The 24363-nt window shown below is 64.9% G+C and carries 20 protein-coding genes; 13 read left to right on the top strand and 7 right to left on the bottom strand.

Annotated elements, in window-relative coordinates; genetic code table 11:
- Positions 1 to 14: 14 nt before the first annotated feature.
- The 3 genes from ccoG to RR42_RS12880 all read left to right on the top strand — a co-directional run bounded on the left by ccoG (position 15) and on the right by RR42_RS12880 (position 2048).
- Positions 15 to 1514, top strand: coding sequence for a cytochrome c oxidase accessory protein CcoG (gene ccoG, locus RR42_RS12890; protein WP_043347334.1), 1500 nt, complete (start codon positions 15 to 17; stop codon positions 1512 to 1514).
- Positions 1515 to 1581: 67 nt separating this feature from the next.
- Positions 1582 to 1800 carry a membrane protein gene (locus tag RR42_RS12885; RefSeq protein WP_043347331.1) on the top strand — a complete coding sequence of 73 codons (219 nt, stop codon included), beginning with the start codon at positions 1582 to 1584 and terminating at the stop codon, positions 1798 to 1800.
- A 2-nt stretch (positions 1801 to 1802) separates the two neighbouring features.
- A complete protein-coding gene (locus RR42_RS12880) occupies positions 1803 to 2048 on the top strand; it encodes a hypothetical protein (RefSeq protein ID WP_043347328.1) in 246 nt (81 codons plus the stop codon).
- 86 nt (positions 2049 to 2134) lie between these two features.
- Here RR42_RS12880 and fnr read toward each other — a convergent pair whose 3' ends face one another.
- Positions 2135 to 2860, bottom strand: a complete 726-nt coding sequence (gene fnr, locus RR42_RS12875) for a fumarate/nitrate reduction transcriptional regulator Fnr (protein ID WP_043347326.1) — start codon at positions 2858 to 2860, stop codon at positions 2135 to 2137.
- A gap of 298 nt (positions 2861 to 3158) precedes the next feature.
- Here fnr and RR42_RS12870 point away from each other — a divergent pair, with 298 nt between their 5' ends.
- A complete protein-coding gene (locus tag RR42_RS12870; protein ID WP_043347324.1) occupies positions 3159 to 3923 on the top strand; it encodes a sulfite exporter TauE/SafE family protein in 765 nt (254 codons plus the stop codon).
- A gap of 130 nt (positions 3924 to 4053) precedes the next feature.
- Here the strand turns inward: RR42_RS12870 and RR42_RS39670 are convergent, their stop codons facing one another.
- On the bottom strand, positions 4054 to 4392 hold the full coding sequence (locus RR42_RS39670) for a hypothetical protein (RefSeq protein WP_144409821.1): 339 nt from the start codon (positions 4390 to 4392) through the stop codon (positions 4054 to 4056).
- A gap of 122 nt (positions 4393 to 4514) precedes the next feature.
- On the opposite strand from RR42_RS39670, the gene scpB reads away from it, so the two are divergent.
- The 7 genes from scpB to truB all read left to right on the top strand — a co-directional run bounded on the left by scpB (position 4515) and on the right by truB (position 14295).
- A complete protein-coding gene (scpB, locus tag RR42_RS12865) occupies positions 4515 to 5591 on the top strand; it encodes an SMC-Scp complex subunit ScpB (RefSeq protein ID WP_043347322.1) in 1077 nt (358 codons plus the stop codon).
- A gap of 5 nt (positions 5592 to 5596) precedes the next feature.
- Positions 5597 to 7513: a 23S rRNA pseudouridine(2605) synthase RluB gene (gene rluB / locus RR42_RS12860; protein WP_043347320.1), complete on the top strand. Its 1917-nt coding sequence runs from the start codon at positions 5597 to 5599 to the stop codon at positions 7511 to 7513.
- Between the two features lie 330 nt (positions 7514 to 7843).
- Positions 7844 to 8332 carry a ribosome maturation factor RimP gene (gene rimP / locus RR42_RS12855; protein WP_043347318.1) on the top strand — a complete coding sequence of 163 codons (489 nt, stop codon included), beginning with the start codon at positions 7844 to 7846 and terminating at the stop codon, positions 8330 to 8332.
- A complete protein-coding gene (nusA, locus tag RR42_RS12850; RefSeq protein WP_043347317.1) occupies positions 8329 to 9804 on the top strand; it encodes a transcription termination factor NusA in 1476 nt (491 codons plus the stop codon). The genes rimP and nusA overlap by 4 nt, the downstream gene beginning before the upstream one ends.
- Positions 9805 to 9897: 93 nt before the next feature.
- The gene (infB, locus tag RR42_RS12845; protein ID WP_043347316.1) at positions 9898 to 12798 is read left to right on the top strand and encodes a translation initiation factor IF-2; all 2901 of its coding nucleotides are present in this window, start codon (positions 9898 to 9900) and stop codon (positions 12796 to 12798) included.
- A 63-nt stretch (positions 12799 to 12861) separates the two neighbouring features.
- Complete coding sequence (gene rbfA, locus RR42_RS12840; protein WP_006162086.1) at positions 12862 to 13230, top strand: 30S ribosome-binding factor RbfA; 369 nt, start codon at positions 12862 to 12864, stop codon at positions 13228 to 13230.
- Positions 13231 to 13347: 117 nt separating this feature from the next.
- Positions 13348 to 14295: a tRNA pseudouridine(55) synthase TruB gene (gene truB / locus RR42_RS12835; protein ID WP_043347314.1), complete on the top strand. Its 948-nt coding sequence runs from the start codon at positions 13348 to 13350 to the stop codon at positions 14293 to 14295.
- 149 nt (positions 14296 to 14444) lie between these two features.
- Here the strand turns inward: truB and RR42_RS12830 are convergent, their stop codons facing one another.
- From RR42_RS12830 to RR42_RS12815, 4 genes are all read right to left on the bottom strand, one after another.
- Positions 14445 to 16049: a DHA2 family efflux MFS transporter permease subunit gene (locus tag RR42_RS12830; protein WP_043347313.1), complete on the bottom strand. Its 1605-nt coding sequence runs from the start codon at positions 16047 to 16049 to the stop codon at positions 14445 to 14447.
- 2 nt (positions 16050 to 16051) lie between these two features.
- Positions 16052 to 17305, bottom strand: a complete 1254-nt coding sequence (locus tag RR42_RS12825) for an HlyD family efflux transporter periplasmic adaptor subunit (RefSeq protein ID WP_043347311.1) — start codon at positions 17303 to 17305, stop codon at positions 16052 to 16054.
- Positions 17306 to 17377: 72 nt separating this feature from the next.
- Positions 17378 to 18898 (bottom strand): AdeC/AdeK/OprM family multidrug efflux complex outer membrane factor, encoded by a 1521-nt coding sequence (locus tag RR42_RS12820; RefSeq protein WP_043347307.1) that lies wholly within the window; start codon positions 18896 to 18898, stop codon positions 17378 to 17380.
- A gap of 96 nt (positions 18899 to 18994) precedes the next feature.
- Entirely contained in the window at positions 18995 to 19474 is a 480-nt protein-coding gene (locus RR42_RS12815) for a MarR family winged helix-turn-helix transcriptional regulator (protein WP_052494620.1), read from the bottom strand.
- Between the two features lie 223 nt (positions 19475 to 19697).
- On the opposite strand from RR42_RS12815, the gene typA reads away from it, so the two are divergent.
- Positions 19698 to 21518: a translational GTPase TypA gene (typA, locus tag RR42_RS12810; protein ID WP_043347306.1), complete on the top strand. Its 1821-nt coding sequence runs from the start codon at positions 19698 to 19700 to the stop codon at positions 21516 to 21518.
- 99 nt (positions 21519 to 21617) lie between these two features.
- Here typA and RR42_RS12805 read toward each other — a convergent pair whose 3' ends face one another.
- The gene (locus RR42_RS12805) at positions 21618 to 22514 is read right to left on the bottom strand and encodes a sterol desaturase family protein (RefSeq protein WP_043347305.1); all 897 of its coding nucleotides are present in this window, start codon (positions 22512 to 22514) and stop codon (positions 21618 to 21620) included.
- Positions 22515 to 22756: 242 nt separating this feature from the next.
- On the opposite strand from RR42_RS12805, the gene RR42_RS41630 reads away from it, so the two are divergent.
- On the top strand, positions 22757 to 24319 hold the full coding sequence (locus RR42_RS41630) for a methyl-accepting chemotaxis protein (RefSeq protein ID WP_043347304.1): 1563 nt from the start codon (positions 22757 to 22759) through the stop codon (positions 24317 to 24319).
- Positions 24320 to 24363: the final 44 nt, after the last annotated feature.

The raw sequence follows: 24363 nt of genomic DNA, 5'->3' as shown, positions 1-24363 counted from the left end.
GGGGGCGTTCGCCCATGAACGCCCCCGGACCGGAGCCGCTTGAAAGGAACGGGGCCGCGTGGGCGCCGCTGCGAGCACCTACACCTGATTCGGCGGACGCGGAAACGTCGGACGAGACCCTGTATGAAGTCCGCCGCAAGATCTATCCGCGCTCGGTGTCGGGTGCGTTCTCGAGCTGGCGGGTCTGGATGGTGGTCCTGACCCAGCTGTTCTTCTATGGCATGCCCTGGCTGCAGTGGAACGGCCGCCAGGCCATGTTGTTCGATCTCGGCGCGCGCAAGTTCTATATTTTCGGCCTGGTGCTGTGGCCGCAGGATGTGATCTACCTTGCCGTGCTGCTGGTGATCTCCGCAGTGTCGCTGTTTCTCTTCACGGCGATCGCGGGGCGGCTGTTTTGCGGCTACGCGTGTCCGCAGACGGTGTACACCGAGATATTCATGTGGATTGAGCGGCATGTGGAAGGCGACCGCTTTGCCCGTATCCGCCTGGACGGCGATCCTTGGAGCGCGCGCAAACTGCGCCTGAAGGCCACCAAGCACACGCTCTGGATCGTGATCGCGCTATGGACCGGCTTTACCTTCGTCGGCTATTTCTCGCCCATCCGCACGCTCGGCGCGCAGGTGCTGAGCCTCTCGCTCGGTCCGTGGCAGACGTTCTGGATGCTGTTTTACTCGTTTGCCACCTGGGGCAACGCCGGCTTCATGCGCGAGCAGGTCTGCAAGTACATGTGCCCGTATGCGCGCTTCCAGAGCGTGATGGTGGATCGCGACACCTATGTAGTCACCTATGACGTGGGCCGCGGCGAGCCGCGCGGCAGCCGCTCGCGCAAGGCGGACCACAAGGCTGCCGGGCTGGGCTCGTGCGTGAATTGCAGCATCTGCGTGCAGGTCTGTCCTACTGGCATCGATATTCGCGATGGACTGCAGTACGACTGCATTGGCTGCGGCGCCTGTATTGACGCCTGCAACCAGGTCATGGACAAGATGGCTTACCCGCGCGGGCTGATTCGCTATACCTCTGAGAACGCCATGCGCAGCGCGCTCTCCGAGACCGTGGCGCGCAAGCGCCTGGTGCGGCCGCGCACGGTGATCTACTCGTTGATCTGGCTGGCGCTGGTCGCCGGCTTCATGGTCTCGCTGGCCATGCGCACGCCGCTCAAGGTCGATATCATCCGCGACCGCGGCGCGCTGGGGCGGGAAGTGGAAGGGCGCTGGATCGAAAACGTGTACCGGCTGCAGCTGATCAACACGACAGAGGCGCCGATGCGCGTCGCCGTCAGCGCGGGCAGCGATGAGCTCAAGGGCCTGGTCGTGGAATATGACCACGCTGCGGGCAACCTGGAGCCCACGTCCAATCGCCTGATTCCCGTGCGGGTGCGCGTGCCGATCGAGTCCGCGGCGCAGGGCACGCACAAGATCGAGGTCACAGTGACCGCGGTGCCCGACGAGGGCGCGGGGAGTCATGGCGCGGAGATTCGACAGAGCACCAGCTTTATCGTGCCGCGCAATCTATGAGGCGGCTGAGACGCTGGATGCACCAATCCGCACGCAACATACGCGATCTAGATCTAGAGGAGGCCAGATGACGCAGCAAAGCAATCCCTGGTGGAAGGAGCCATGGCCGTGGCTGCTGATGAGTGGGCCATTCGTGGCCATGGTGGCCTGCGGGGTCACGATCTGGCTGGCCATGACCCATCCGGATCCGCCCATTGAGGAGGGGGTGGCTCGCCACGGCCTGGTGGTCGAGAAGGCGGGCAGCGCGGCACGCCAGGCAGCGCCGGTCGCGGCGCAAGCGAGGTGATCATGAGACTACGCTGGCTGATGTGGGTGCTGTGGCCCGCTTTCCTGGTCGCCGGGCTGGCGACCGCGCTGGTATTCTCCATGGTCGATCCCGGCGACCTGCGCTTCTTCGGCCAGCCGGTCGAGGCATCGCGGGAGGCGGTCTACACCGTGGGCTTCCTGATCGCGTGGGTGCTGTGCTCGCTGTCGAGCGGCTTGACGCTGTACACCATGCCCACGCGGCTGGCGGACACGGACGAGCTGGAGTGAATGCGATGCGCGCCTTGCCGGTTCAGGCCAGCAGGCGCGGTATCGCGGCGAGCCGCCGCGGGCGAGGGTGGCCCGCGACGAGCACGTCAGCAGGACTTGTTGACGATCTGCTTGATCCCCGCCATGTCGACCAGCTTGACGTGGCGCTGGCGAATCTGGATCAGGCCGGCTTCCGCAAAGCGCGAGAACAGGCGGCTGACGGTTTCGAGCTTGAGTCCCAGGTAGCTGCCGATTTCCTCGCGGCTCATGCGCAGCACAAACTCGGAGGCCGAATAGCCGCGCGCGGACAAGCGCTCGGACAGGTTGATCAGGAAAGCGGCAAGCCGCTCCTCGGCACGCATCGATCCGAGCGTGATCAACATGACCTGGTCCTGCGAGATCTCCTTGCTCATCAGGCGCATGAACTGATGCTGCAGGGAAGGCAGGACGTTGGACAGCGTCTGGAGATCGCCAAAGCGCACCATGCAGACTTCGGTATCCTCCAGTGCGGTGGCGTCCGAAGCGTGCTGCATCTCGCCAAGGCCGTCGAGGCCGACGACTTCGCCGGGAAGGTGGAAGCCCGTGATCTGCGAGCGGCCGTCTTCCATTGTCAGGTGGGTCTTGAGCGTGCCGAAGCGGATCGCGTAGACGGCGGTGAGAGGATCTCCGAGGCGGTACAGGGTTTCGCCCTTGCGTACGCGCACCCGGTCCTGGACCAGCGTATCCATCTTTTCGAGGTCCTGCTGCGACATGCCGACGGGCAGGCAGAGCTGGCCGAGCGAGCAAGTGGAGCAGCGGGGCGACATCTCGGTAATGGGAATGGTGGTGAGCAATTGGGGCCTGTCGGTTTAGCGCAGTCAATCAAGCGCGATGTGGCAGGCGCATTGAGTTGAGAGCTTGACGTTGAGAGTCGTCGATTGGAAGCGCTATCCACATCGGCCTGGCGCGCGGGTCTTGCGGCAGTGCGCTATCTGTGCAGCGCGGCTTGCCGTGCCCGTCGTCATGTTGCGCGAGCGCACTGGTGTGCGCGGGCGCCAAGCTTCATGTTGATAGCGCCTCTTGGAACTGCGGGGGCGCGTTCGCCGCATTTTACCGCGTCGGACGTTGCGATTGTGTGATTGGGAGGAGAAGTTGACCATAGGCGTGCTTATCAGCGTATTTACCCTGGCTTTGCTGGGCGGCGTGCACTGCGCCGCCATGTGCGGCGGGATCGCGCTGGCGGCGGAGCAGGGCGGCGTTGCGCGCGTGCCCGCCACGGTGCTCCGGCGTCCCGGCCATTGGTTGCTGGAACTGCTTGTCATGCATGCCGGGCGGCTGAGCATGTATGCGGTGCTGGGGGCCTTGCTGGGCGCCCTTGGCGCTGGTGTCTGGAAGGCACAGTACCTGCCGCTGCAGCGTTGGCTGTTCGGGATCGGCAGCGTGATGTTGGTGCTGTCGGGCTTGTGGATGTTGCGCGGGCGCACCATGGGTACGGGTTGGCTGGAGCGGCTCGCCGCCCGTGGCGCGGGCGGTTTGCTGCGCGGCCTTGGCGCCGTCGGGGCGCGCTTGCCGGCTGTGGCCCGGGCGCAGGGGCAGGGCCGGTTGCTGCGGCGCTACGGCATGGGGCTAGCCTGGGGGCTGGTCCCGTGCGGCATGGTGTACGGCGCCCTTGCCATGGCGTTGCTGGCCGGCAATGCGCCGTCGGGCGCGCTGGTGATGGCCGTGTTTGGCCTTGGCACCCTGCCAAACCTGCTGGTGATCTCGGGCCTGTCCGGCTATCTCAGGCAACTTTCGCGGCGCCCGGCGTTGCGGGCTGGCGCTGGCCTTGCGGTGGTGGCCTTTGGCTTGGCCGGGGTGGCGCGTGCACTGCTTTTGCCAGAGACGCTTGCCGCGCATGGATTCTGCCTTGTCTTCTGAAGCGCCGTTTCGTGGTGTATTTGTCACTTCTGCGCTGAGCTAGCTGCGCGAATCGGTTGCAGGTTTGCCAGGGAATGCCATACAATCGCAAGAACAGCGATATCGCGCAGCGTGTTTCATCGTGGCATCGTCAGGTAGCATCCGCTGCATCAGGGATGCATGCCAGGAACACCCAGGCAGGCATCAGCGCCAGGGACCGTTCCCCATCCGCCGTCCGGTTAAAAAGATTCGGTTCAAAAGACCAGTCACGGCAGGGCGGGGTGAAATAGGTCAGCAGGCCCAATATCCGTATTTTCTTGCAACCGGTGCGTTCGACGATAAACGCCGTGCCGGACAGGTCCGCCACATCAGGGGGAAGGCGCGACGCAAGGGCTCCGTCGACCGGCAGATAAAGCCGGTGGCCGGGCGATCTCCTGCCGGTCAGGTCCGGCACCCGATGCAATAAAGAAGGCGCACGGCTGGCATGCATCGAGCATGCGGTTGGCTGCGCGGCCAGATGGCGGTGGCAATCCCTACCGCTGAACCCGCAATCTCCAGTGCGCCCGGGATCAACCGGGGCGCAGGTGCAAAGACAGGCTGCACGCAATCAACATGAATACCCAAGAGGCGAAGATCGTCCTCGAGACCGCGCTGATCTGCGCGCAGGAACCCTTGCGCGTCAATGACTTGCGCCGGCTGTTTGCCGACGACGTCGGTGCCGACACCATTCGCGTGCTGCTGGAAGAGCTGCGCCGCGACTGGGAGCAACGCGGCGTGGAACTCGTGGCACTGGCCAGTGGCTGGCGTTTCCAGAGCCGCCCTGTCATGCGTGAGTACCTGGATCGGCTGAATCCTGAAAAGCCGCCCAAGTACTCCCGCGCCGTGATGGAGACGCTGGCGATCATTGCCTACCGGCAACCCGTCACACGGGGCGATATCGAGGAAATCCGCGGTGTCGCGGTCAGCACCGAAGTCGTGAAGAAGCTCGAGGATCGCAGCTGGATCGAGGTGATCGGCCACCGTGACGTGCCCGGACGGCCTGCGCTCTATGCCACCACCAAGAATTTCCTTGATGACCTTGGCCTGCGCACGCTCGATGAATTGCCGCCGCTGGAAGACATCCAGGCCCAGGCGCAGGTCGCGCTGCTGAATCAGGAGCCGATTGATTTCGAGGCGCTGGGCACGGTGCCGGCGGATAGCGACGAAGAGGCATTCGCGGAACCTGGCCATGATCAGGCCAGCGCTGCCGCGCTGGTTGTGGCGGATGCCGGAGAGGGGGAGCCGATCCCTTCCGGCGTGGTTGCCCTCGATGGTCTTGCGGCCGGCGCCACAGACGGCATCGCCGATTTGGTGGATGCGTTTGAAAGGAAGGAGGCCTTGGCGCAAGTAGAGGTCGGGTTTACACCCACCACCGAAGCCGTGGTGAACGTGCCGGCGACGCCCGGGCCAGGCAGTGAGCCGGCGAGCGAGCCGGTGGCCGGCGAGTCCCCCGGTGCGCAATCCGGCGGCACAGCCGAGGAGCAAGCCGTCGAAGACGGTGAAACAAATGAGCAAACGGACACGCCCGCCAACGGTTACCACGTACAAGTGGCCTCCGGCGAGCAGGCGTCCGAAGTCCCGGGGGCGTCCACGACGAATCCGGCGCACCCCAGCGAGCACGACGAGCACGACCAGCGCGTGTCCAACTGAACACCATGCAACATCCGAATGTGAATACCTTGTCCGATTCTGATCAAGACGTCCGCCAGGCGGATACGCCGGCCGGTGATGCCGGCAATGGCACCGATGGCGCGCCGCGCCGCAAGGGCCTGCGCCGTGGCTTGCGCAATCTGGTGGCCACGCGCCGCCAGGCCGCGCAGGACCGCGATGGCGACCGTGTCGCGGACGGCGGGGCGGCAATCCCTGCGGGCAGCCCCGATGCGGGCGCCGCGCAAGACGCGCGTGGCGACAGCGCAAGGAAGGGACGCACGCGTGGCAAGCGCAAGCCCGCAGAAGGCGAGTCAGCGCAGGCCGGCGAGCAGCAGGGCGAGCGCCCGGCGCCGCGAGGCCGCCGCAACTTCGGCGGTGACGCTGCCGAAGGCGTAAGCGAAGCCGTGGGCGAGCGCCAGCGCGATGGCGCTCGCGCCAACCCGAACGGGAATGGCGCCCGCAAGCGCAAGCCGCAGCAAGGCCAGCAGCCGCAAGGCGCGGCCCGCCGCGGTAGCGCCGAAGGGCAGCAAGGCGGCCCGCGTCAGCAAGGCAAGGGCAACAAGGGCAAGGGCGGCATGCAGCGCCCGGGCGCTGGTGTGCCTGAGAAGGCGCCTGCCGCCGCTGCTGCGAGCGGTGAGGACCTGTTCCGCTTTGTCATTTCCGGTCAGTATGACCAGGAAGAGTCGAGCGGTCCGCAGGCCCGGGTCAAGCCGGTGCGCGAGCTGTCCGCAGACGACGATGCGCCCAAGCTGCACAAGGTGCTCGCTGAAGGTGGACTGGGCTCGCGCCGGGAAATGGAAGAGTTGATCCTTCAGGGCCGGGTTTCGGTCAATGGCCTGCCTGCCCACATCGGCCAGCGTATCCTGCCGGCCGACCAGGTCCGGGTCAACGGCAAGCTGATCCATCGCCGTGTGTCGTCCAAGCCGCCGCGCGTGCTGCTGTATCACAAGCCGTCTGGCGAGATCGTCAGCCAGTCGGATCCGGAAGGCCGCCCGACCGTGTTCGACAGCCTGCCGCGCATCAAGGCAGGGAAGTGGGTGGCCGTGGGCCGCCTCGACTTCAACACCGAGGGCTTGCTGATCTTTACCTCCTCCGGCGACATCGCCAACAAGTTCATGCATCCGCGCTACGGCGTGGAGCGCGAATATGCGGTGCGCACACTGGGCGAGCTGGCCGAGGCCGATCGCCAGCGCCTGCTGCATGGCATCAAGCTCGAGGATGGCGAGGCTAATTTTCTGCGCATCGCGGACGGTGGTGGCGAAGGCATCAACCACTGGTACCACGTGGCGCTGACCGAAGGCCGCAACCGCGAAGTGCGCCGCATGTTCGAGGCTGTCGGCCTGACCGTGTCACGCCTGATTCGTACCCGTTACGGCCAGTTCCTGCTGCCGCGCGGCCTGAAGCGCGGCCGCTGGCAGGAGCTCGCGGCGGATGACGTGCGCGCGCTGATGGCATCCATCGGCCTGAAGGCGCCGTCCAAGGGGGATAGCGGTCCCCGCGGAGGCAGCAAGGTGGGTGGCCGCCAGCAGCGCACGGAGGCAGCCATTGCCGGCATGCCGATGCCGACCGGCATGGACGGCCTGCCGCGCGTCAACCGCGGCAACGGCCCGCGCGGCAGCGGCGCTGGCCGCGGCCAGCCGGATCCGATGCAAACGTCGATGGGCTACATCGGTGGCCCGACCCTGCTGACGTCCCATACCACCAAGCTGGGCGGTGGCGCGGCGGGTTCCCCCCGCGGCCCGGGCCGTGGCGGCCGTGGCGCTGGCATGGGTGGCATGGGTGGCATGGGTGGCATGGGCGGCGGTCAGAATCGTTCCCAGCGCCGCGGCGGTGGCGAAGCCAACGGGAATGTGATGCCGCAGGCTGGCAAGCCCAATGGCAACCGCCGTCCTCGTGGTGGTGGTCGCGACGGCAATCGTTGAGCGATGCGAGGCAGGGCGCCTTGGGCGGGCCTGGCAGGGAAAAGAGCGGCACGGCCCGCATCCCTGTCGCGCCAAAGCCGGCTGCCTTTGCCTTTTGCACCGCGACAGCGTATAATCCAAGTCTATTCAAAAGTCATCCTGCAAAAGGGTGGGCGAATGATGGGCATTGCGCCCATTTTTTTTTGCTTCGCCCGTTTCGTGTGCTTGCCGTGTTTCGCGGCGCGCCGGTCGGGGTGACTGGCAGGCAAGCTGGCTGAGGCCGTCAACCAAGACGGCCGTGCCGATGGGCTGGGTCTGCCACGGTATTGATGGCCATTATTCGGGAATACAGTGCATCTGGCAGATTTGATCGAAACCACCCTGAACGGCATGGGGTACGAGCTGGTTGAGCTCGAGCGCGCTCCAGGCGGACTCATGCGCGTCTATATCGATCAGCCTGAAACCGGCATCGTCATTGAGGATTGCGAGAAGGTAAGCCGTCAGCTTACCCACGTGCTCACCGTCGAGAACATCGACTACGAGCGCCTCGAAGTGTCCTCGCCGGGGCTGGACCGGCCGCTCAAGAAACTGGCTGACTTCGTCCGCTTCGCGGGCCAGGAAGCCAGGGTTACCTTGCGCCTTCCGGTCAACGGGCAGAAGAACTTCGTCGGCATCCTGCAGACGCCCACCGGTGAGCCGGGGGCAGAGCAGATTGGCCTCGAGTTCGAAGGCCAGAACGGCACGGCGCTGCTGGAATTCACCATATCCGATGTTGATCGCGCACGCCTGGTGCCGGTGATCGACTTCAAAGGAAATCAGAAAAAAGGGAACAAGCAATGAGCCGCGAAGTTCTGTTGCTCGTCGATGCGCTTGCGCGTGAGAAGAACGTCGACAAGGATGTGGTATTCGGTGCGCTGGAAGCGGCACTCGCTTCGGCAACCAAGAAGCGTTTCGAGGAAGACGTGGATATTCGCGTCGCCATCGATCGTGAGTCCGGTGAGCACGAGACGTTCCGCCGCTGGCTTGTAGTCCCGGATGAACAGGGTCTGCAGGAGCCGGACAAGCAAATCCTCATGTTCGAGGCCCGTGAGCAGGATCCGGACATCCAGCTGGATGAATTTGTCGAAGAGCAGATCGAGTCGGTCGAGTTCGGTCGTATCGGTGCGCAAGCCGCCAAGCAGGTGATCCTGCAGAAGATCCGTGACGCCGAGCGCGAGCAGATCCTCAACGATTACCTGGATCGTGGCGAGAAGGTCATGACCGGCACGGTCAAGCGTGCCGACAAGAAGGGCTTGATCGTCGAGTCTGGCCGCGTGGAAGCGCTGCTGGCCCGCGACCAGATCATCCCCAAGGAAAACCTGCGCACCGGCGACCGTGTTCGTGCATATATCCTGAATGTGGATCGCACCGCACGCGGCCCGCAGATCGAGCTCTCGCGCACCGCGCCCGAGTTCCTGATCAAGCTGTTCGAGAACGAAGTGCCGGAGATGGAGCAGGGCCTGCTGGAAATCAAGGCAGCTGCCCGCGACCCCGGCGTACGCGCCAAGATTGCCGTTGTGGCGCATGACAAGCGTATCGATCCGATCGGTACCTGCGTCGGCGTGCGCGGCACGCGGGTGACCGCGGTCCGTAACGAGATTGGCGGCGAAGCGGTCGACATCGTGCTGTGGTCGGAAGACCCGGCGCAGTTCGTGATTGGCGCCCTGGCGCCGGCACAGGTACAGTCGATCGTGGTAGACGAGGAAAAGCACAGCATGGACGTGGTGGTCGACGAGGAAAACCTCGCCGTCGCCATCGGCCGCAGTGGTCAGAACGTGCGCCTGGCGTCCGAGCTGACCGGCTGGCAGATCAACATCATGACGCAGGAAGAATCGGCACAGAAGCAAGCCGAGGAAAGCGACGTGGTGCGCAAGTTGTTCATGGCCAAGCTGGACGTGGACGAAGAAGTGGCTGACATCTTGATCGACGAAGGTTTCTCCACGCTGGAAGAAGTGGCCTATGTGCCCATCAGCGAGATGTTGGAAATCGACGCCTTCGATGAAGATACCGTCAACGAGCTGCGCAACCGCGCCCGCGATGCGCTCTTGACGATGGAACTGGCCCGGGAAGAAAAGGTGGAAGAGGTGTCGCAGGATCTGCGCTCGCTCGACGGCCTGACCCCGGAACTGATCGGCAAGCTGGCCGAAGGCAATATCCACACGCGTGACGAACTGGCCGAATTGGCCGTCGACGAACTCGTCGACATGGTTGGTCTCGGCGAGGATGATGCCCGCGCGCTGATCATGAAAGCACGGGAACATTGGTTTAACTGAGGGACACGCCCACGTAGTGCTTTTCCAGGCTGCTTGAGCGCGCATTCCACACACAATTGTCCCGACGTATAACCAAGCATTGAAAGGGTTTGAATGGCAAGCACAACAGTTGCCCAACTGGCCGCAGAACTGAGCCGCAGCGCAGCTGCCCTGCTGGAACAATTGCAGGCAGCTGGGGTGGGCAAGGTGACGCCTGACGACATCATCACCGAATCCGACAAGACCAAGTTGCTGGATTACCTCAAGCGTTCCCATGGGGCGGCCGATGACAGCGCGCGCAAGAAGATCACGTTGACCAAGCGTGAGACCTCCGAGATCCGCCAGGCTGATTCCACCGGCAAGACTCGCACGGTGCAGGTCGAGGTGCGCAAGAAGCGCGTCCTGATCAAGCGCGATGAGGCTTCCGCCGATGGCGCCGATGGCCACGAAGTGGTCGAGCTGCCGGTCGATGCGGCCGAGCAGGCGCGCCAGGATGAGGAAGATCGTCAGCAGGCCGAGTTGCTGGCACGCCAGGAAGCCGAGTCGAAGGCACGCCAGGAGGCGGCCGAACGCGAGGAGGCCGAGCGTCGCGCCAAGCAGGAAGCGTTGGAGGCTGAAGAGCGCCGCCAGGCTGAACTCGCCGCCCGCAAGGCGGAAGAGGAAGCTGCCGCCCTGCGCGCCGCCGCTACGGCCAAGGCGCCGGAAGACGACGATTCGCGCAAGAAGGCCGAAGACGAAAAGGCTCGCCTGGCCGCCGAACGCGCTGCCGCGCAGAAGGCCGCCGACGACGCCAAGCAGGCCGCCGACAAGGCGCGTGCCGAACAGGACGCAGCGCGCAAGCGCCGCGAGGCCGCCGAAGCCGAAGCCCGCGCCATTCAGCAGATGCTGAATGCGCCGGCGCGCGTGCTCAAGGCGCCGTCGGAACGCAAGGCTGAAGAAAAGAAGGCCGAGCAGACCGGCACGCTGCACAAGCCGGTCAAGCCGCCTGGCACCGAAGTCAAGAAAGACGAGAAGAAGCCCGCAACGACCACGGCCACCGCTACCACCACCGTCGACAAGAAGACCGGCAAGGTAGTGAAGGCAGGGACTTCCTCGACCTGGCAGGACGAAGGCTCGAAGAAGAAGGGCAGCGGCCTGAAGACCCGCGGCGATTCGTCGGGTGGCGTTGGCGGCTGGCGCGGCGGTCCGCGCGGCCGTGGCAACCGTCACCAGCAAGACGATCGCGGCACGAATTTCCAGGCGCCGACGGAACCGGTGGTGCGCGAAGTGCACATCCCCGAGACCATTTCGGTGGCCGACCTGGCGCACAAGATGGCCGTCAAGGCTTCCGAGGTCATCAAGCAGATGATGAAGCTCGGCCAGATGGTGACCATCAACCAGGTGCTGGACCAGGAAACCGCCATGATCGTGGTGGAAGAAATGGGCCACAAGGCATTTGCCGCCAAGCTGGACGATCCGGAAGCGCTGCTGGTCGTGGGTGGTGAAGACCACACCGACGCCGAGCAGCTGCCGCGTCCGCCGGTGGTGACCGTGATGGGTCACGTCGACCACGGCAAGACCTCGCTGCTGGACTACATCCGTCGTGCCAAGGTTGCGGCGGGCGAAGCCGGTGGTATTACGCAGCACATCGGTGCCTACCATGTGGAAACCGAGCGCGGCGTGATCACCTTCCTGGACACCCCGGGTCACGAGGCCTTCACGGCCATGCGTGCTCGCGGTGCCAAGGCGACCGACATCGTGATCCTGGTGGTCGCGGCCGACGACGGCGTGATGCCGCAGACGAAGGAAGCCATTGCCCACGCCAAGGCGGCGGGTGTGCCCATCGTGGTCGCGATCAACAAGATCGACAAGCCCGAAGCGAACCCGGACCGCGTCAAGCAGGAACTGGTGGCCGAGCAGGTGCTGCCGGAAGAGTACGGCGGTGATTCGCCGTTCGTTCCGGTGTCCGCCAAGACCGGCGCCGGCATCGACGATCTGCTCGAGCAAGTGCTGCTGCAGGCTGAAGTGCTGGAACTGAAGGCACCGGTGGACGCCCCGGCCAAGGGCCTGGTGGTGGAGGCCCAGCTGGACAAGGGCAAGGGCCCGATCGCGACCATCCTGGTCACCAGCGGCACGCTCAAGCGTGGCGATGTGGTGCTGGCTGGCAGCGCTTATGGCCGCGTTCGCGCCATGCTGGACGAAACCGGCAAGCCGACCAAGGAAGCCGGTCCCTCGATTCCGGTCGAGATCCAGGGTCTGTCCGAAGTGCCTGCGGCTGGTGAAGAAGTGCTGGTGCTGCCGGACGAGCGCAAGGCGCGCGAAATTGCGCTGTTCCGTCAAGGCAAGTACCGTGACGTCAAGCTGGCCAAGCAGCAGGCGGCCAAGCTGGAAACGATGCTGGAACAGATGAGCGAAGGCGAAGTGCAGACGCTGCCGCTGATCGTCAAGGCCGACGTCCAGGGTTCGCAGGAAGCACTGGTGCAATCGCTGCAGAAGCTCTCCACCGAAGAAGTGCGCGTACAGATCGTGCACGGCGGCGTGGGCGGTATCTCGGAGTCGGACGTCAACCTGGCTACGGCTTCGAAGGCGGTCATCATCGGTTTCAACGTGCGTGCCGATGCTGGCGCGCGCAAGCTGGCCGAGAACAACGGCATCGATATTCGCTACTACAACATCATTTACGATGCGGTAGACGAGATCAAGGCGGCAATGTCGGGCATGCTGGCACCGGAAAAGCGCGAAGTCACGCTGGGTACGGTCGAAGTGCGCCAGGTCTTCCGCGTGCCGAAGATTGGCGCGGTGGCTGGTTGTATGGTCACCGACGGGCTGGTCAAGCGTACCGCCCTGGTGCGGGTGCTGCGCAACAACGTGGTCATCCATACCGGCGAGCTTGATTCGCTCAAGCGCTTCAAGGATGACGTCAAGGAAGTCAAGCAAGGCTTCGAGTGCGGTTTGTCGATCAAGAACTTCAACGACGTTCAGGAAGGCGACCAGCTCGAAGTGTATGAAATCACCGAGGTGGCGCGCACGCTGTAAGGCGTGTTGCGGGCGGCGGGCCAACTGGCCCGCCGCTGCCCTTCTCGACAGCAAGCGTATTGAATGGCCAAGAAAGGCAATATCTCCTCTCGTAATCTCCGGATTTCCGACCAGATCCAGCGCGACCTGGCCGAGATGATCCAGCGTGAGCTGCGCGATCCCCGCCTGGGGCTCGTCACACTGCAGTCGGTCACGCTGACCCCCGACTACGCGCACGCCAAGGTGTACTTCACCGTCCTGGCGGCTGATGCCGCGGAAGTGGAGGGCATCCTCAACGAAAAGTCCGGTTACCTGCATTCGCTGCTCTACAAGCGGTTGCATATCCATACCGTGCCGACGCTGCGCTTCTTCCACGATACCTCGGTGGAACAAGCGATCGAGATGTCCAAGCTGATCAAAGAAGCTAACTCCACACGCGCAAAAGAAGACTGAAAGACGGCCCGTAACCACGGGCCGTTTTCTTGTTCGCGCCGGTTGCTTCGCGTCTCCTTTGTCCCTGTCTGTCGCGCCCGGCCCTGAAGCTTTGCCGGCGTCACATAGCTCCCCGCCATGACTCATCCCAATACCAATCGCCCGCCCCGGCAGCCGCGCCGCGAGGTGCATGGCGTGCTGCTGCTCGACAAGCCGCTCGGCCTTTCGTCCAACGATGCGCTGGTGCGTGCCAAGCGCATGCTGCGCGCGCTAAAGGCCGGACACACCGGCACGCTCGATCCGCTTGCCACCGGCTTGCTGCCGCTGTGCTTTGGCGAGGCGACGAAGTTCTCGCAGGACCTGCTCGAGGCCGACAAGACATACGAAGCCACCGTGCGGCTGGGCCTCAAGACCGCGACCGGCGACGCCGAGGGCGAGGTGATCGCCGAGCGTCCGGTAACCTGCGATGTCGAAGCGCTGCGCGCCGCAATGCTGCGCTTCGCGGGCGAAATCGAGCAGGTGCCGCCGATGCATTCCGCACTGAAGAAGGACGGACGTCCGCTGTACGAATACGCACGTGCCGGCCAGACCGTGGAGCGCGCCGCGCGCCGCGTCACCATCCATGAAATCACGCTGCTCGATTGCGGGCTGCCGCAGGTACCCACCTTCAGCATGCGCGTGACCTGCAGCAAGGGCACTTATATCCGCACCCTGGCCGAGGACATTGGCGAGGCGCTCGGGTGCGGCGCGCACCTGACCGGCTTGCGCCGTACAGCGGTGGGTGACCTGAGCCTCGAAGGTGCGGTCACGCTGGAGCAGATCGAGCAGCGCTCCGACGAGGAGCGCCCCGGAATGCTTGCGCCGGTCGATGCGCTGTTGCAGCGCTGCGTAGCGGTAACGCTAGACGAGGCCGCGATGGCGCGCTTCCTGCAGGGCCAGCGCATCGCGCAGCGCGACCTGCCGGCGGGCGTGGCGCTGGCGGAAGATGAACTCGCCAGTGTCTATGGCGGCGAGCCGCGCCGCTTGCTTGGCGTGGCGCGCATGCGTGAAGGCGCCTTGCGGCCCGAGCGGCTGGTCAAGCTCTAACGCGGCCAATGCGGCCAATGCGGCTGCATCGGGCAGGAAATCCCGAAGGCTTGAGCCTGGGCGAGGGAAGGGGCCAGAAAGCACGAGGCCGATGCCTGTGACGGCATCGGCCTCGCGTGCGGCGCGTGTGCTCGGTGCAGCTACTGCAGCTAGTGCGCCCCGGCCGCGGAGGCGTCCAGATCCCCCCCTTTCTTAGGCTTGGTCAGCCAGACAAAGACGATCAGCACGAAGAACAGCACGCCCGAGATCCAGAAGATATCGTTGGCGCCCAGCATGGCCGCCTGCTGCGAAATGTTGCGCTCGATCTGGCCGTTGGCCTGGGCCTGGCTCATGCCCAGCTGCATCAGGTGGTTGAGCTGGTCGATATAGGTCGGGTTGTACGGATTGACCTGTTCCACCAGTTGCGCGTGATGCAGCGCCGTGCGGTTTTCCCAGATGGTGGTCGAGATCGACGCACCGATCGCACCGAACGTGATCCGCACGAAGTTGGATACCCCGGAGGCCGACGGGATCCTCTCCGGCGGCTGGCCCGACAGGATGATCGACGTCAGCGGGATGAAGAACATCGCCATCGCCGCACCCTGGATCAGCGTCGGGATCATCAGCGTGCGGGTATCGACCTGCAAGGTGAATCCCGAGCGCATCAGGCTGACCACGCCAAAGGTGACGAAGGCCAGGGTCGCGACCCAGCGCGCATCCATCTTGGGCAGGTTCTTGCCGATCAGCGGCGACAGCAGGATGGCGAAGATCCCGACCGGCGCCATCACGATGCCGGCATCCGTTGCGGTATAGCCGACGATGGTTTGCAGCCACAGCGGGAGGATCACCAGGTTGCCGAAGAACAGGCCGTAGGCCACCGAGATGGCCACCACTCCCGCGCTGAAGTTACGTCCCTTGAACAAGGTGATATCGACGATCGGATGCTTCTCGTAGCTCTCCCAGATCAGGAAAAACAGGAAACCCACAATGGCCACTACTGTCAACACGACGATCGAGGTCGAGTGGAACCAGTCGAGCTCCTTGCCCTTGTCGAGCATGAGCTGCATCGAGCCTACCCAGATCACCAGCAGCGCCAGCCCGATCCGGTCGATCGGCAGGATCTTGATCGGCGTCTCGCGGTCGCGGTAAATCGCCCAGGTTGCATAGGCGGCGCCCAGGCCCACCGGGATGTTGATGTAGAAGATCCACGGCCAGGTCATGTTGTCCGAGATCCAGCCGCCCAGCAGCGGCCCCATGATGGGCGCCACCAGCGTGGTCATGCCCCATAGGGCGAGCGCCATGGTGCTTTTCTGCGGCGGATAGCTCGACAGCAGTAGCGATTGCGACAGCGGAATCATCGGTCCTGCCACTGCGCCTTGCAGCACGCGCGCGGCCAGCAGCACTTCGAGGTTGGGCGCGACACCGCACAGCCACGACGAGATCACGAACAGCAGGATCGACGTGACGAACAGCCGCACCGCCCCGAAGCGCGTGGTCATCCATCCGGTCAGCGGCACCGAGATGGCATTGGCCACAGCGAACGAGGTGATGACCCACGTGCCTTGGTTGGGGGCCACGCCAAGGTCGCCCGAGATGGCCGGGATCGATACGTTGGCGATCGATGAGTCGAGCACGTTCATGAACGTGGCCAGCGACAGCGCGATCGTGCCGACGATCAGCTTTGCGCCCGACAACGGCACTGGCGCGGCGCGGCGCGCCGCTGGCGCCGCCGGGCCGGGCGAGGCGCCGTCGCGCGCGGGGAGGGAGGTAGCCATGTTCAGGTGTTGGCGGGCTTGGCGGCGGCCGGCGTCGACGACACCGGCGCTGCCATGGGCTCGGTCGCCTGGCGGCCGCCGTTGTTCAGCGAGATGATGCGGGCGATCAGTGCGTCGGCGTCCTGCGCGACCTTCTCATAGACGTCGGTCTGCATCGGGCGCGCAACCGTGGCGTTGGTCATGGCCGCGCCTTCTTCCTTGCGCACATCGACCGTCACGTTCATCGACAGGCCAACCCGCAGCGGGTGGTCCTTGAGCTGCTGCGGGTCCAGTGCGATGCGCACCGGCAGGCGTTGCACAACCTTGATCCAGTTGCCGGTGGCGTTCTGCGCCGGCAGCAGGGAGAAGGCCGAGCCGGTGCCGGCCGAGAAACCTTCCACCTTGCCGTTATAGGTCACCTTGGAGCCGTACAGGTCGGCCTCCAGCGTGACCGGTTGGCCCACGCGCATATGCGTGATCTGCACTTCCTTGAAGTTGGCGTCGATCCACACCTGGTCCAGCGGCACCACGGCCATCAGTGGCGCGCCGGGGGCTACGCGCTGGCCGACCTGCACCGAGCGCTTGGCCACGTAGCCGGTTACCGGCGCGGGCAGCGTCGAGCGTGCGAACGCGAGATAGGCGGCACGCAGGTTGGCGGCGGCGCGCTGCACGTTGGGGTGCTTCTCCACCGTGGTCTGGTCGGTCAGCACCTTGTTGGATGCCAGTTGCTCGCGCGTGGCCAACAGTGCCGATTGCGCGGCCGTGAGGGCGGTCTGCGCGTGGGAGATTTCTTCGCCCGAAACCGCGCCGGAGCCAGCGATGGCCTCGCGGCGCTTCAGGTCCTCACGCGCCTTGGCCACATCGGCTTCGCGCATGGTCACGTTGGCCGCCAGCGAGCCGTTGTTGACGTAGAGCGTGCGCACTTCACGCACGGCTTGCGCCAGTTGCGCCTCAGCCTGCTCCATGGCGACCTGCGAGTCGGCGCGGTCGAGCTGGATCAGGGGCTGGCCCGCAGTGACAAGCTGCGTATCGTCGGCCGAGATCGAAATCACGGTGCCGCCGACCAGTGGGGTGACCTGCACCACGTTGCCCGCAACATACGCGTCGTCGGTGCTCTCGAAGTGGCGCGCGTACATGCCCCAGTAGATGCCATAGGCCACGCCGGCCACCACTACCGCGGCGGTCAGCGAGAGCAGCAGGCGCTTGCGCTTGCCGTTGTTGTTGACGGGAGCCGCCGGGGAGGCGGGAGTCTGGGCCGCTTGCTTGTTATCGCTCATGATCGTCTTCTAAGAATGCTGTCGGTACTGCTCGTTGTTTTTCCGGCTGCTTGGCCGTAGCCACCTAACCGTTTAGCCACGTGCCTCGGCTGGCTTCTGCGCATCCGTCCCGGCGCCTTCGGCTTGTTCCTGGTAACCCCCGCCGAGCGCCTTTATCAGGCCCATCTGCAGGTCCAGGCGGCGCGCCTGCAGGTCGGTCGCAAGGCGGCGTTGCTGCAGCACGTTGCTTTCGGCATTGAGCACCGTGAGCTGGGTGCCTAGCCCGGCCTTGTAGCGGATGGTGGATAGTGAGTAGGCGCGCTCGGCGAGAGCCAGCGCCTCGCGCTGGGCCGTGATCTGCGTATCCACGCTGCGGATGCTGGCCACCGTGTCGGCGGTTTCGCGCAGCGCATCGACCAGCGTCTGGTTGTAGTTGGCCACGGCGAGGTCGTATTGCGCGTACTTGCCCTTCAGGTTGGCGCGCAGCTTGCCGCCCTCGAAGATCGGCAGGCGGATCGCCGGACCGATGCCAAAGGTCCGGCTGATGCCCATCAGCAGGTTGGATGGGTCCAGCGACGCCACGCCGGCAAAAGCGGACAACGTGACGGCCGGCAGGAATTGCGTGCGTGCCACCTCGATATCCTTGCTGGTGGCCTCCACGCGCCAGCGTGCGGCAACCAGGTCCGGGCGGCGGCCCAGCAGGTCAATGGTGAGGTTGTCCGGCAGCAGCGGCGTGCTTTGCGCCAGGATGGTCGGGCGCTGGATCGCCAGGCCGCGGTCCGGGCCCTTGCCCAGCAGCGCGGCGAGCTGGTTGCGCGCCAGCAGGATGTCTTCATCCACGCGAAGCAGGTCGGTCTGTGCCGATGCCACCGTGCCGCGCGCCTGCGTGGTTTCGACCTGCGTGTCCAGGCCGGCGTTGAGCCGGTCGCGTGACAGGTCGCTCAGGCCGCGGCGCTGGGCGATGGCGCGCTCGGCCACGTCGCGTTGCGCGTACAAGGCGGCCAGGCGGGCATAGGTGCGAGCGACCGACGTGGTCAGGATCAGGCGCGAAGCCTGGCTTTCGGCCTCGGCAGCGCGGTCGTCGGACAGAGCGGCTTCGAGCGCCTTGCGGTTCTTGCCCCAGAAGTCGAAATCATAGGAGAGCCCGGCTTGCAGGCGTGACTGGTTCTGCCACGAACCGGCCAGCGGCGTGCCTTCGAACAGGTCCGTTTGCGAGAAGCGCTGGCGTACCAGGCTGCCGTCAAAGTCGACGTGCGGGTACAGCGCGCTGCGCGTGGCGTCCGCCATCGCGCGGGAGGCTTCCACACGCGCGAAAGCGGCTTGCAGGTTGGGGCTGTCCTTTACCGCCTCGTCGACCAGGGCGCGCAGTTGCGGGTCCTTGAACTGGTCGACCCAGTCAAGCGAAGGCCACTGGCCATGCTGCGAGGGCAGGGCCTGGGCGCTGGCGAGCGAGGCCGGCGCGGTAACGGTCTGCGTGCTGTGCGAGTTGCCGAACGCGGCGCAGCCCGCCAGCACCGCGGCCGCCAGCGCGGTCAGCGCCAGCGTACCGGCGCGGCGGCACGCCGCGCGCGTACGCGGCGACAAAGCGGAAAAAGAAGAGAGAGCTTGGTTCATCTGGGTGCCCTGCGATAGAGCGTTAGTGTTTGTTCTTGTTTCTTGTATTTGAGAGATCGTGGCGCCGCTGGCGTCACTGGCCGCCATGCCTGGCCGCTACCCGCTGTTGTTGCCGATGATCCGGTGCAGCATCGAGCGGAAGGTCTGTAGTTCGGCTTCGGAGAAGCCGCGGAAATGCCGGTTCAGCACGCGGCAATAGATCTGGGGCAGCTGGTTCACGAGGATCTGGCCGGCGGGGGTGATCGACAGGTCGACCACGCGCCGGTCGGCATCGCTGCGCTGGCGCTCGATCAGGCCGCGCTTTTCCAGGCGGCTGAGCAGGCGCGTGACCGAGCCCATATCGCAATTGAGCTCCCGGCCAAGATCCGTCACCGTGCTGCCACGGCCGGCGGCCAGCATCATCAGGCAGGTGGCCTGGGCGTGCGTGATGTCCAGGCCATCGACCTCCTGCTCCACGCCGTGCGACAGCACGTTCTTGGCGCGTGCCATCAGATAGCCGATGCTCTCGCCCATGCGGTACTCGGCCGGGTCGAACGGAAAGGCTTCGTCGGAAATGGGCTGGCTCTGCTCGGACATCTCGGCTCGGTGCTTGTCGGTGCAATGTTTGCCGTGGCAACTATATGTTCACGTTCGCTGATCCGCAAGGACGTCAATTTGCTATTGCGGATATCGCAATAATCGGATTTGTGACGGGGTGACGGCTTAGGAAGCTCTCCAACGTCGTCCTCGGGTTTTGCGCCGCAGCATGCTATAATTTCGGGTTATCTTTTGATGCTCAGCCCCAAAGCGAGACGCTGCAATGACCCGCGCCATCCGCAATATCGCCATCATCGCTCACGTCGATCATGGCAAGACCACTCTGGTCGACCAACTCCTGCGCCAGGCAGGCACCTTCCGCGACAACCAGCAAATGGTCGAGCGCGTGATGGACTCGAACGACATTGAAAAGGAACGCGGGATCACCATCCTCGCGAAGAACTGTGCTGTTGAATACAACGGCACCCACATCAATATCGTCGATACCCCTGGCCACGCCGATTTCGGCGGTGAAGTGGAGCGCGTGCTGTCGATGGTTGACGGCGTGCTGCTGCTGGTTGACGCTGTCGAAGGCCCGATGCCGCAGACCCGTTTCGTCACGCGCAAGGCGCTGGCGCTGGGCCTGAAGCCGATCGTGGTGATCAACAAGGTCGACCGCCCGGGCGCGCGTCCGGAATGGGTGATCAACCAGACGTTCGACCTGTTCGACAAGCTGGGCGCCACCGATGAGCAGCTCGATTTCCCGGTGATCTACGCATCCGGCCTGAACGGCTATGCCGGGCTGACCGACGACGTGCGCGAAGGCGACATGAAGCCGCTGTTCGAGACCGTGCTGGCCAAGGTGCCGGTCCGTGACGACAACCCGGACGGTCCGCTGCAGCTGCAGATCATCTCGCTCGATTACAACAGCTATGTCGGCAAGATCGGCGTAGGCCGCATTTCGCGTGGCCGTGCCCGTTCGCTGCAAGACGTGGTGGTCAAGTTCGGCCCGGAAGGCAACCCCATCAAGGGTCGTATCAACCAGGTGCTGAAGTTCCAGGGCCTGGAGCGCGAAATCGTGGCGGAAGCCGAAGCCGGCGACATCGTGCTGATCAACGGCATCGAAGAGCTGGGCATCGGTTGCACCGTGTGCGCACCGGATGCGCAAGACGCGCTGCCGATGCTGAAGGTGGACGAGCCCACGCTGACCATGAACTTCTGTGTCAACACGTCGCCGCTGGCCGGCCGTGAAGGCAAGTTCGTGACCAGCCGCCAGCTGCGCGAACGCCTGGACCGCGAACTGAAGTCGAACGTGGCGCTGCGCGTGGCCGAGACCGGCGACGACACCATCTTCGAAGTGTCGGGCCGCGGCGAGCTGCACCTGACCATCCTGCTGGAAAACATGCGCCGCGAAGGCTACGAGCTGGCCGTGTCGCGCCCGCGCGTGGTGTTCAAGGAAATCGACGGCGTCAAGCACGAGCCGTACGAACTGCTGACCGTGGACGTTGAAGACGGCCACCAGGGCAGCGTGATGGAAGAGCTGGGCCGCCGCAAGGGCGAACTGCTCGACATGGCGTCCGACGGCAAGGGCCGCACCCGCCTCGAGTACCGCGTTCCGGCCCGTGGCCTGATCGGCTTCCAGGGCGAGTTCCTGACGCTGACCCGCGGCACCGGCCTGATCAGCCACATCTTCGACGACTACGCGCCTCTGCGCGAAGGCGGCCTGGGTGAGCGCCACAACGGCGTGCTGATCTCGCAGGACGACGGCGATGCCGTGGCCTACGCGCTGTGGAAGCTGCAGGATCGCGGCCGCATGTTCGTCAAGCCGGGCGATGCACTGTACGAAGGCATGATCATCGGCATCCACAGCCGCGACAACGACCTGGTTGTGAACCCGATCAAGGGCAAGCAGCTGACCAACGTGCGCGCCTCGGGTACCGACGAAGCAGTGCGCCTGGTCACGCCGATCCAGATGTCGCTGGAATACGCCGTGGAGTTCATCGCCGACGACGAACTGGTGGAAATCACGCCGAAGAGCATCCGCCTGCGCAAGCGTCACCTGAAGGAGCACGAGCGTAAGCGTGCTTCGCGCGAATCCGTGTAAGCGTTTTCGTCCCAGGCTACTTTGCCAGCAACAAAAAACCGCGCACGAGGCGCGGTTTTTTGTTGTCTGCTTTCCGTGGCGCCTTTGGCTATCCAGCCATCATGCATCCTGGCTGCGGTCCGTCCCAGATGCGGTGCCGGCCAGCGGCACGTCCCTGGCCGCCAGGTCGCGCGGATGACGCCACTCGGGCGGTTTCCAGAGGTGCCGCAGGTCGCGATGGCGCCACGCGTCGGCGAACATGTCGCCCCACTCATGGAAGGTGAGAGTGATCGGGTTATGGCTGGCGATGCGACGCGTAATGCCGTATTCGGGCGGCGCCTCTTCGGGCACGAAGGAGCCGAACATGCGGTCCCACGCGGTCAGCACGCCCGCATAGTTGCGGTCGATGTACTGCGGGTTACGCGCATGGTGTACGCGGTGTACTGAGGGCGTATTGAACAGCCATTCAAGCCGGTGCCAGCGGCCGCCCAGCCGGGTGTGCACGAAAAACTGGAAGGCCAGGTTCAACCCCACCGCCAGGATCACCCAGTCGGGCGTGAAGCCGATCAGCGCCAGCGGAATCCAGAACAACCACATGCCCGAAAGCGGATATGTCAGGCTCTGGCGGAACGCCGTCGAGAAATTCATGCCCTCCGAGGAATGATGGGTGACGTGTGAAGCCCACATCCAGCGCACCCGATGGCTGGCGCGATGAAACCAGTAGTAAAGGAAATCCTGCAGCAGCAGCAAGAGCAGGAACGACCAGACCGTCTGCGGCATCGCCTTCAGGCCATGCTGGTAGCTCCACGTGTAGACCGTGCGCACCATCAGCCACAGGAAGAACGCGTCCGACGCCTGGTGCATCAGCGCCAGCGCGGCGTTGGACGCGGTATCGCGCAGGCTGTAGATGGCGGGGTCGCGGCGCGCCCAGTACCAGGCCTCCGCGCCGATGGTCAGCAGGAAGACTGGTGCGAAAGCCAGCAGGATCAGGCCGGGATCGATTGTTGACGGTGTCATGCGCAAAGTGTTGCCCGATTCTGTCGGTTTTGCCTGGAGGCGATCCTCTATACGGTCGTGCGGTGTTGCCAAATGCGTACGCTAGCGCACTCAAAAATCCTTCCTGCGCACATTCGCATTCCTGACTATTTTGCACGACTGAATATCCGCATGCGCGGTGTCAAGGAGCGGTGAGGGGCGCCGTTATAGCGGGGCGGCCAAAAACGGAGCCGCATCAGCGCTAAAACCAACGGGGAGCCCTCATGTTTCGCAACACTACGATCGGTACTAGATTGTGGATTCTGACTATCGTCACCAATGCACTGTTGATGATTGTCGGTGCCGTAGGCTGGTTTGGCATGTCGCGCAGCAACGACGCCACGCGGCAGATCTACCAGCATCAGCTCTCCGCCGCGGTCAACCTGGCCGAGGCGCGTTCCAACCAGTTGCTCGTACGGGTCTTGCTCGACCAGGCCACCTTCGCCGCCGATCCCGCCGACGCCCGTGCGCGCGCCGATACAGCCGAGGGGTTTGCGCGCCAGTCCGATGCGGCCTGGCAGGCCTATCTGGCGCTGCCGCGTTCGGCGCAAGAAGCCCGCGCGGCTGCGGACGTTGCCGCCAAGCGTGAGGCGTTGTTCACGCAAGGTGTGTCGCCGATGATCGCCGCGCTCAAGCAAGGCGACCGCGAGGCGGTGATGCGCGCCGTGCTGGAGACCATTCCCAAGCTCGATATCGCTTTCACGGCCGTCAATACCGAGTTGGGCAAGCTGCAGCTCGCCGGCGCGCTGGAGGTCTATCACGGGTCGCAGGAGCGCTACACCACGCTGCGCTCGCTTTCGATCGGCGTGTTGGTATTTGGCTTGTGCTTCAGCACGGTGGTGGCCTGGCGCCTGCGGCGTTCCATCGTGGGTCCGCTCGATACGGCCATCGCCCGCTTCGAGCGCATCGCCGCCGGCGATCTTGGCGCGAAGGCGGATGGCGCCGGCTGCGGCGCCGAGGCGGGGCGCAGCGAGACTGGCCGCATGCTCGCCATGCTCGGGCGCATGCAAGAGAGCCTGGCCGCGATGGTGAGCGACGTGCGCGGCGGGGCCGATTCCATTGCCGCCGCCAGCAAGCAGATTGCCAGCGGCAACAGCGACTTGTCGCAACGCACGGAGCAGCAGGCCGCGTCGCTCGAGGAAACGGCGTCCAGCATGGAGGAGCTCACGGGCACGGTGCGCCAGAACGCGGATAGCGCGCGCGAGGCCAATGACCTCGCCAGCAGCGCCACTGGCCTGGCGGAGCGCGGCAGCGACGCGGTGGCGCGCGTAGCCAGCACCATGCAGGCGATCGACGCCAGTGCCAACAAGATCGTCGACATCATCGATGTCATCGAGAAGATCGCATTCCAGACCAATATCCTTGCCCTCAACGCGGCGGTGGAAGCCGCGCGGGCCGGCGAGCACGGACGAGGCTTCGCGGTGGTCGCGGGCGACGTGCGCGATCTCTCGCAGCGCTGCGCGGGCGCGTCAAAGGAGATCCGCACGCTGATCAGCGACTCTGTGTCGCGCGTGCGCGCCGGCGGCGAGATGGTCGAGCAAGCGGGGCAAGTGATGCAGGAAATGGTTGGTGCGGTGCGCCGCGTGAGCGGCATCATGAGCGGCATTAGTTCGGCATCCGACGAGCAGTCGCGCGGCATCGAGCAGGTCAACCAGGCGGTGGCGCAGATGGACGGCATGACCCAGCAGAACGCCGCGCTGGTCGAGCAGGCCGCTGCGGCAGCGGCTTCGCTGGAGGACCAGGCGCAGCGGCTTACCGGGCTGATGTCGGCATTTCGGGTGGCCTGAACGCGGTGTCTCGGACGCCGCTCAGGGGTGCGGCGCGCAGCTTG

Origin of the sequence: Cupriavidus basilensis, assembly GCF_000832305.1 — a bacterium.
Lineage (GTDB): Bacteria > Pseudomonadota > Gammaproteobacteria > Burkholderiales > Burkholderiaceae > Cupriavidus > Cupriavidus basilensis_F.
The sequence above is the reverse complement of the archived record's forward strand: the minus strand, read 5'-3'. Positions and strand labels throughout refer to the sequence as shown.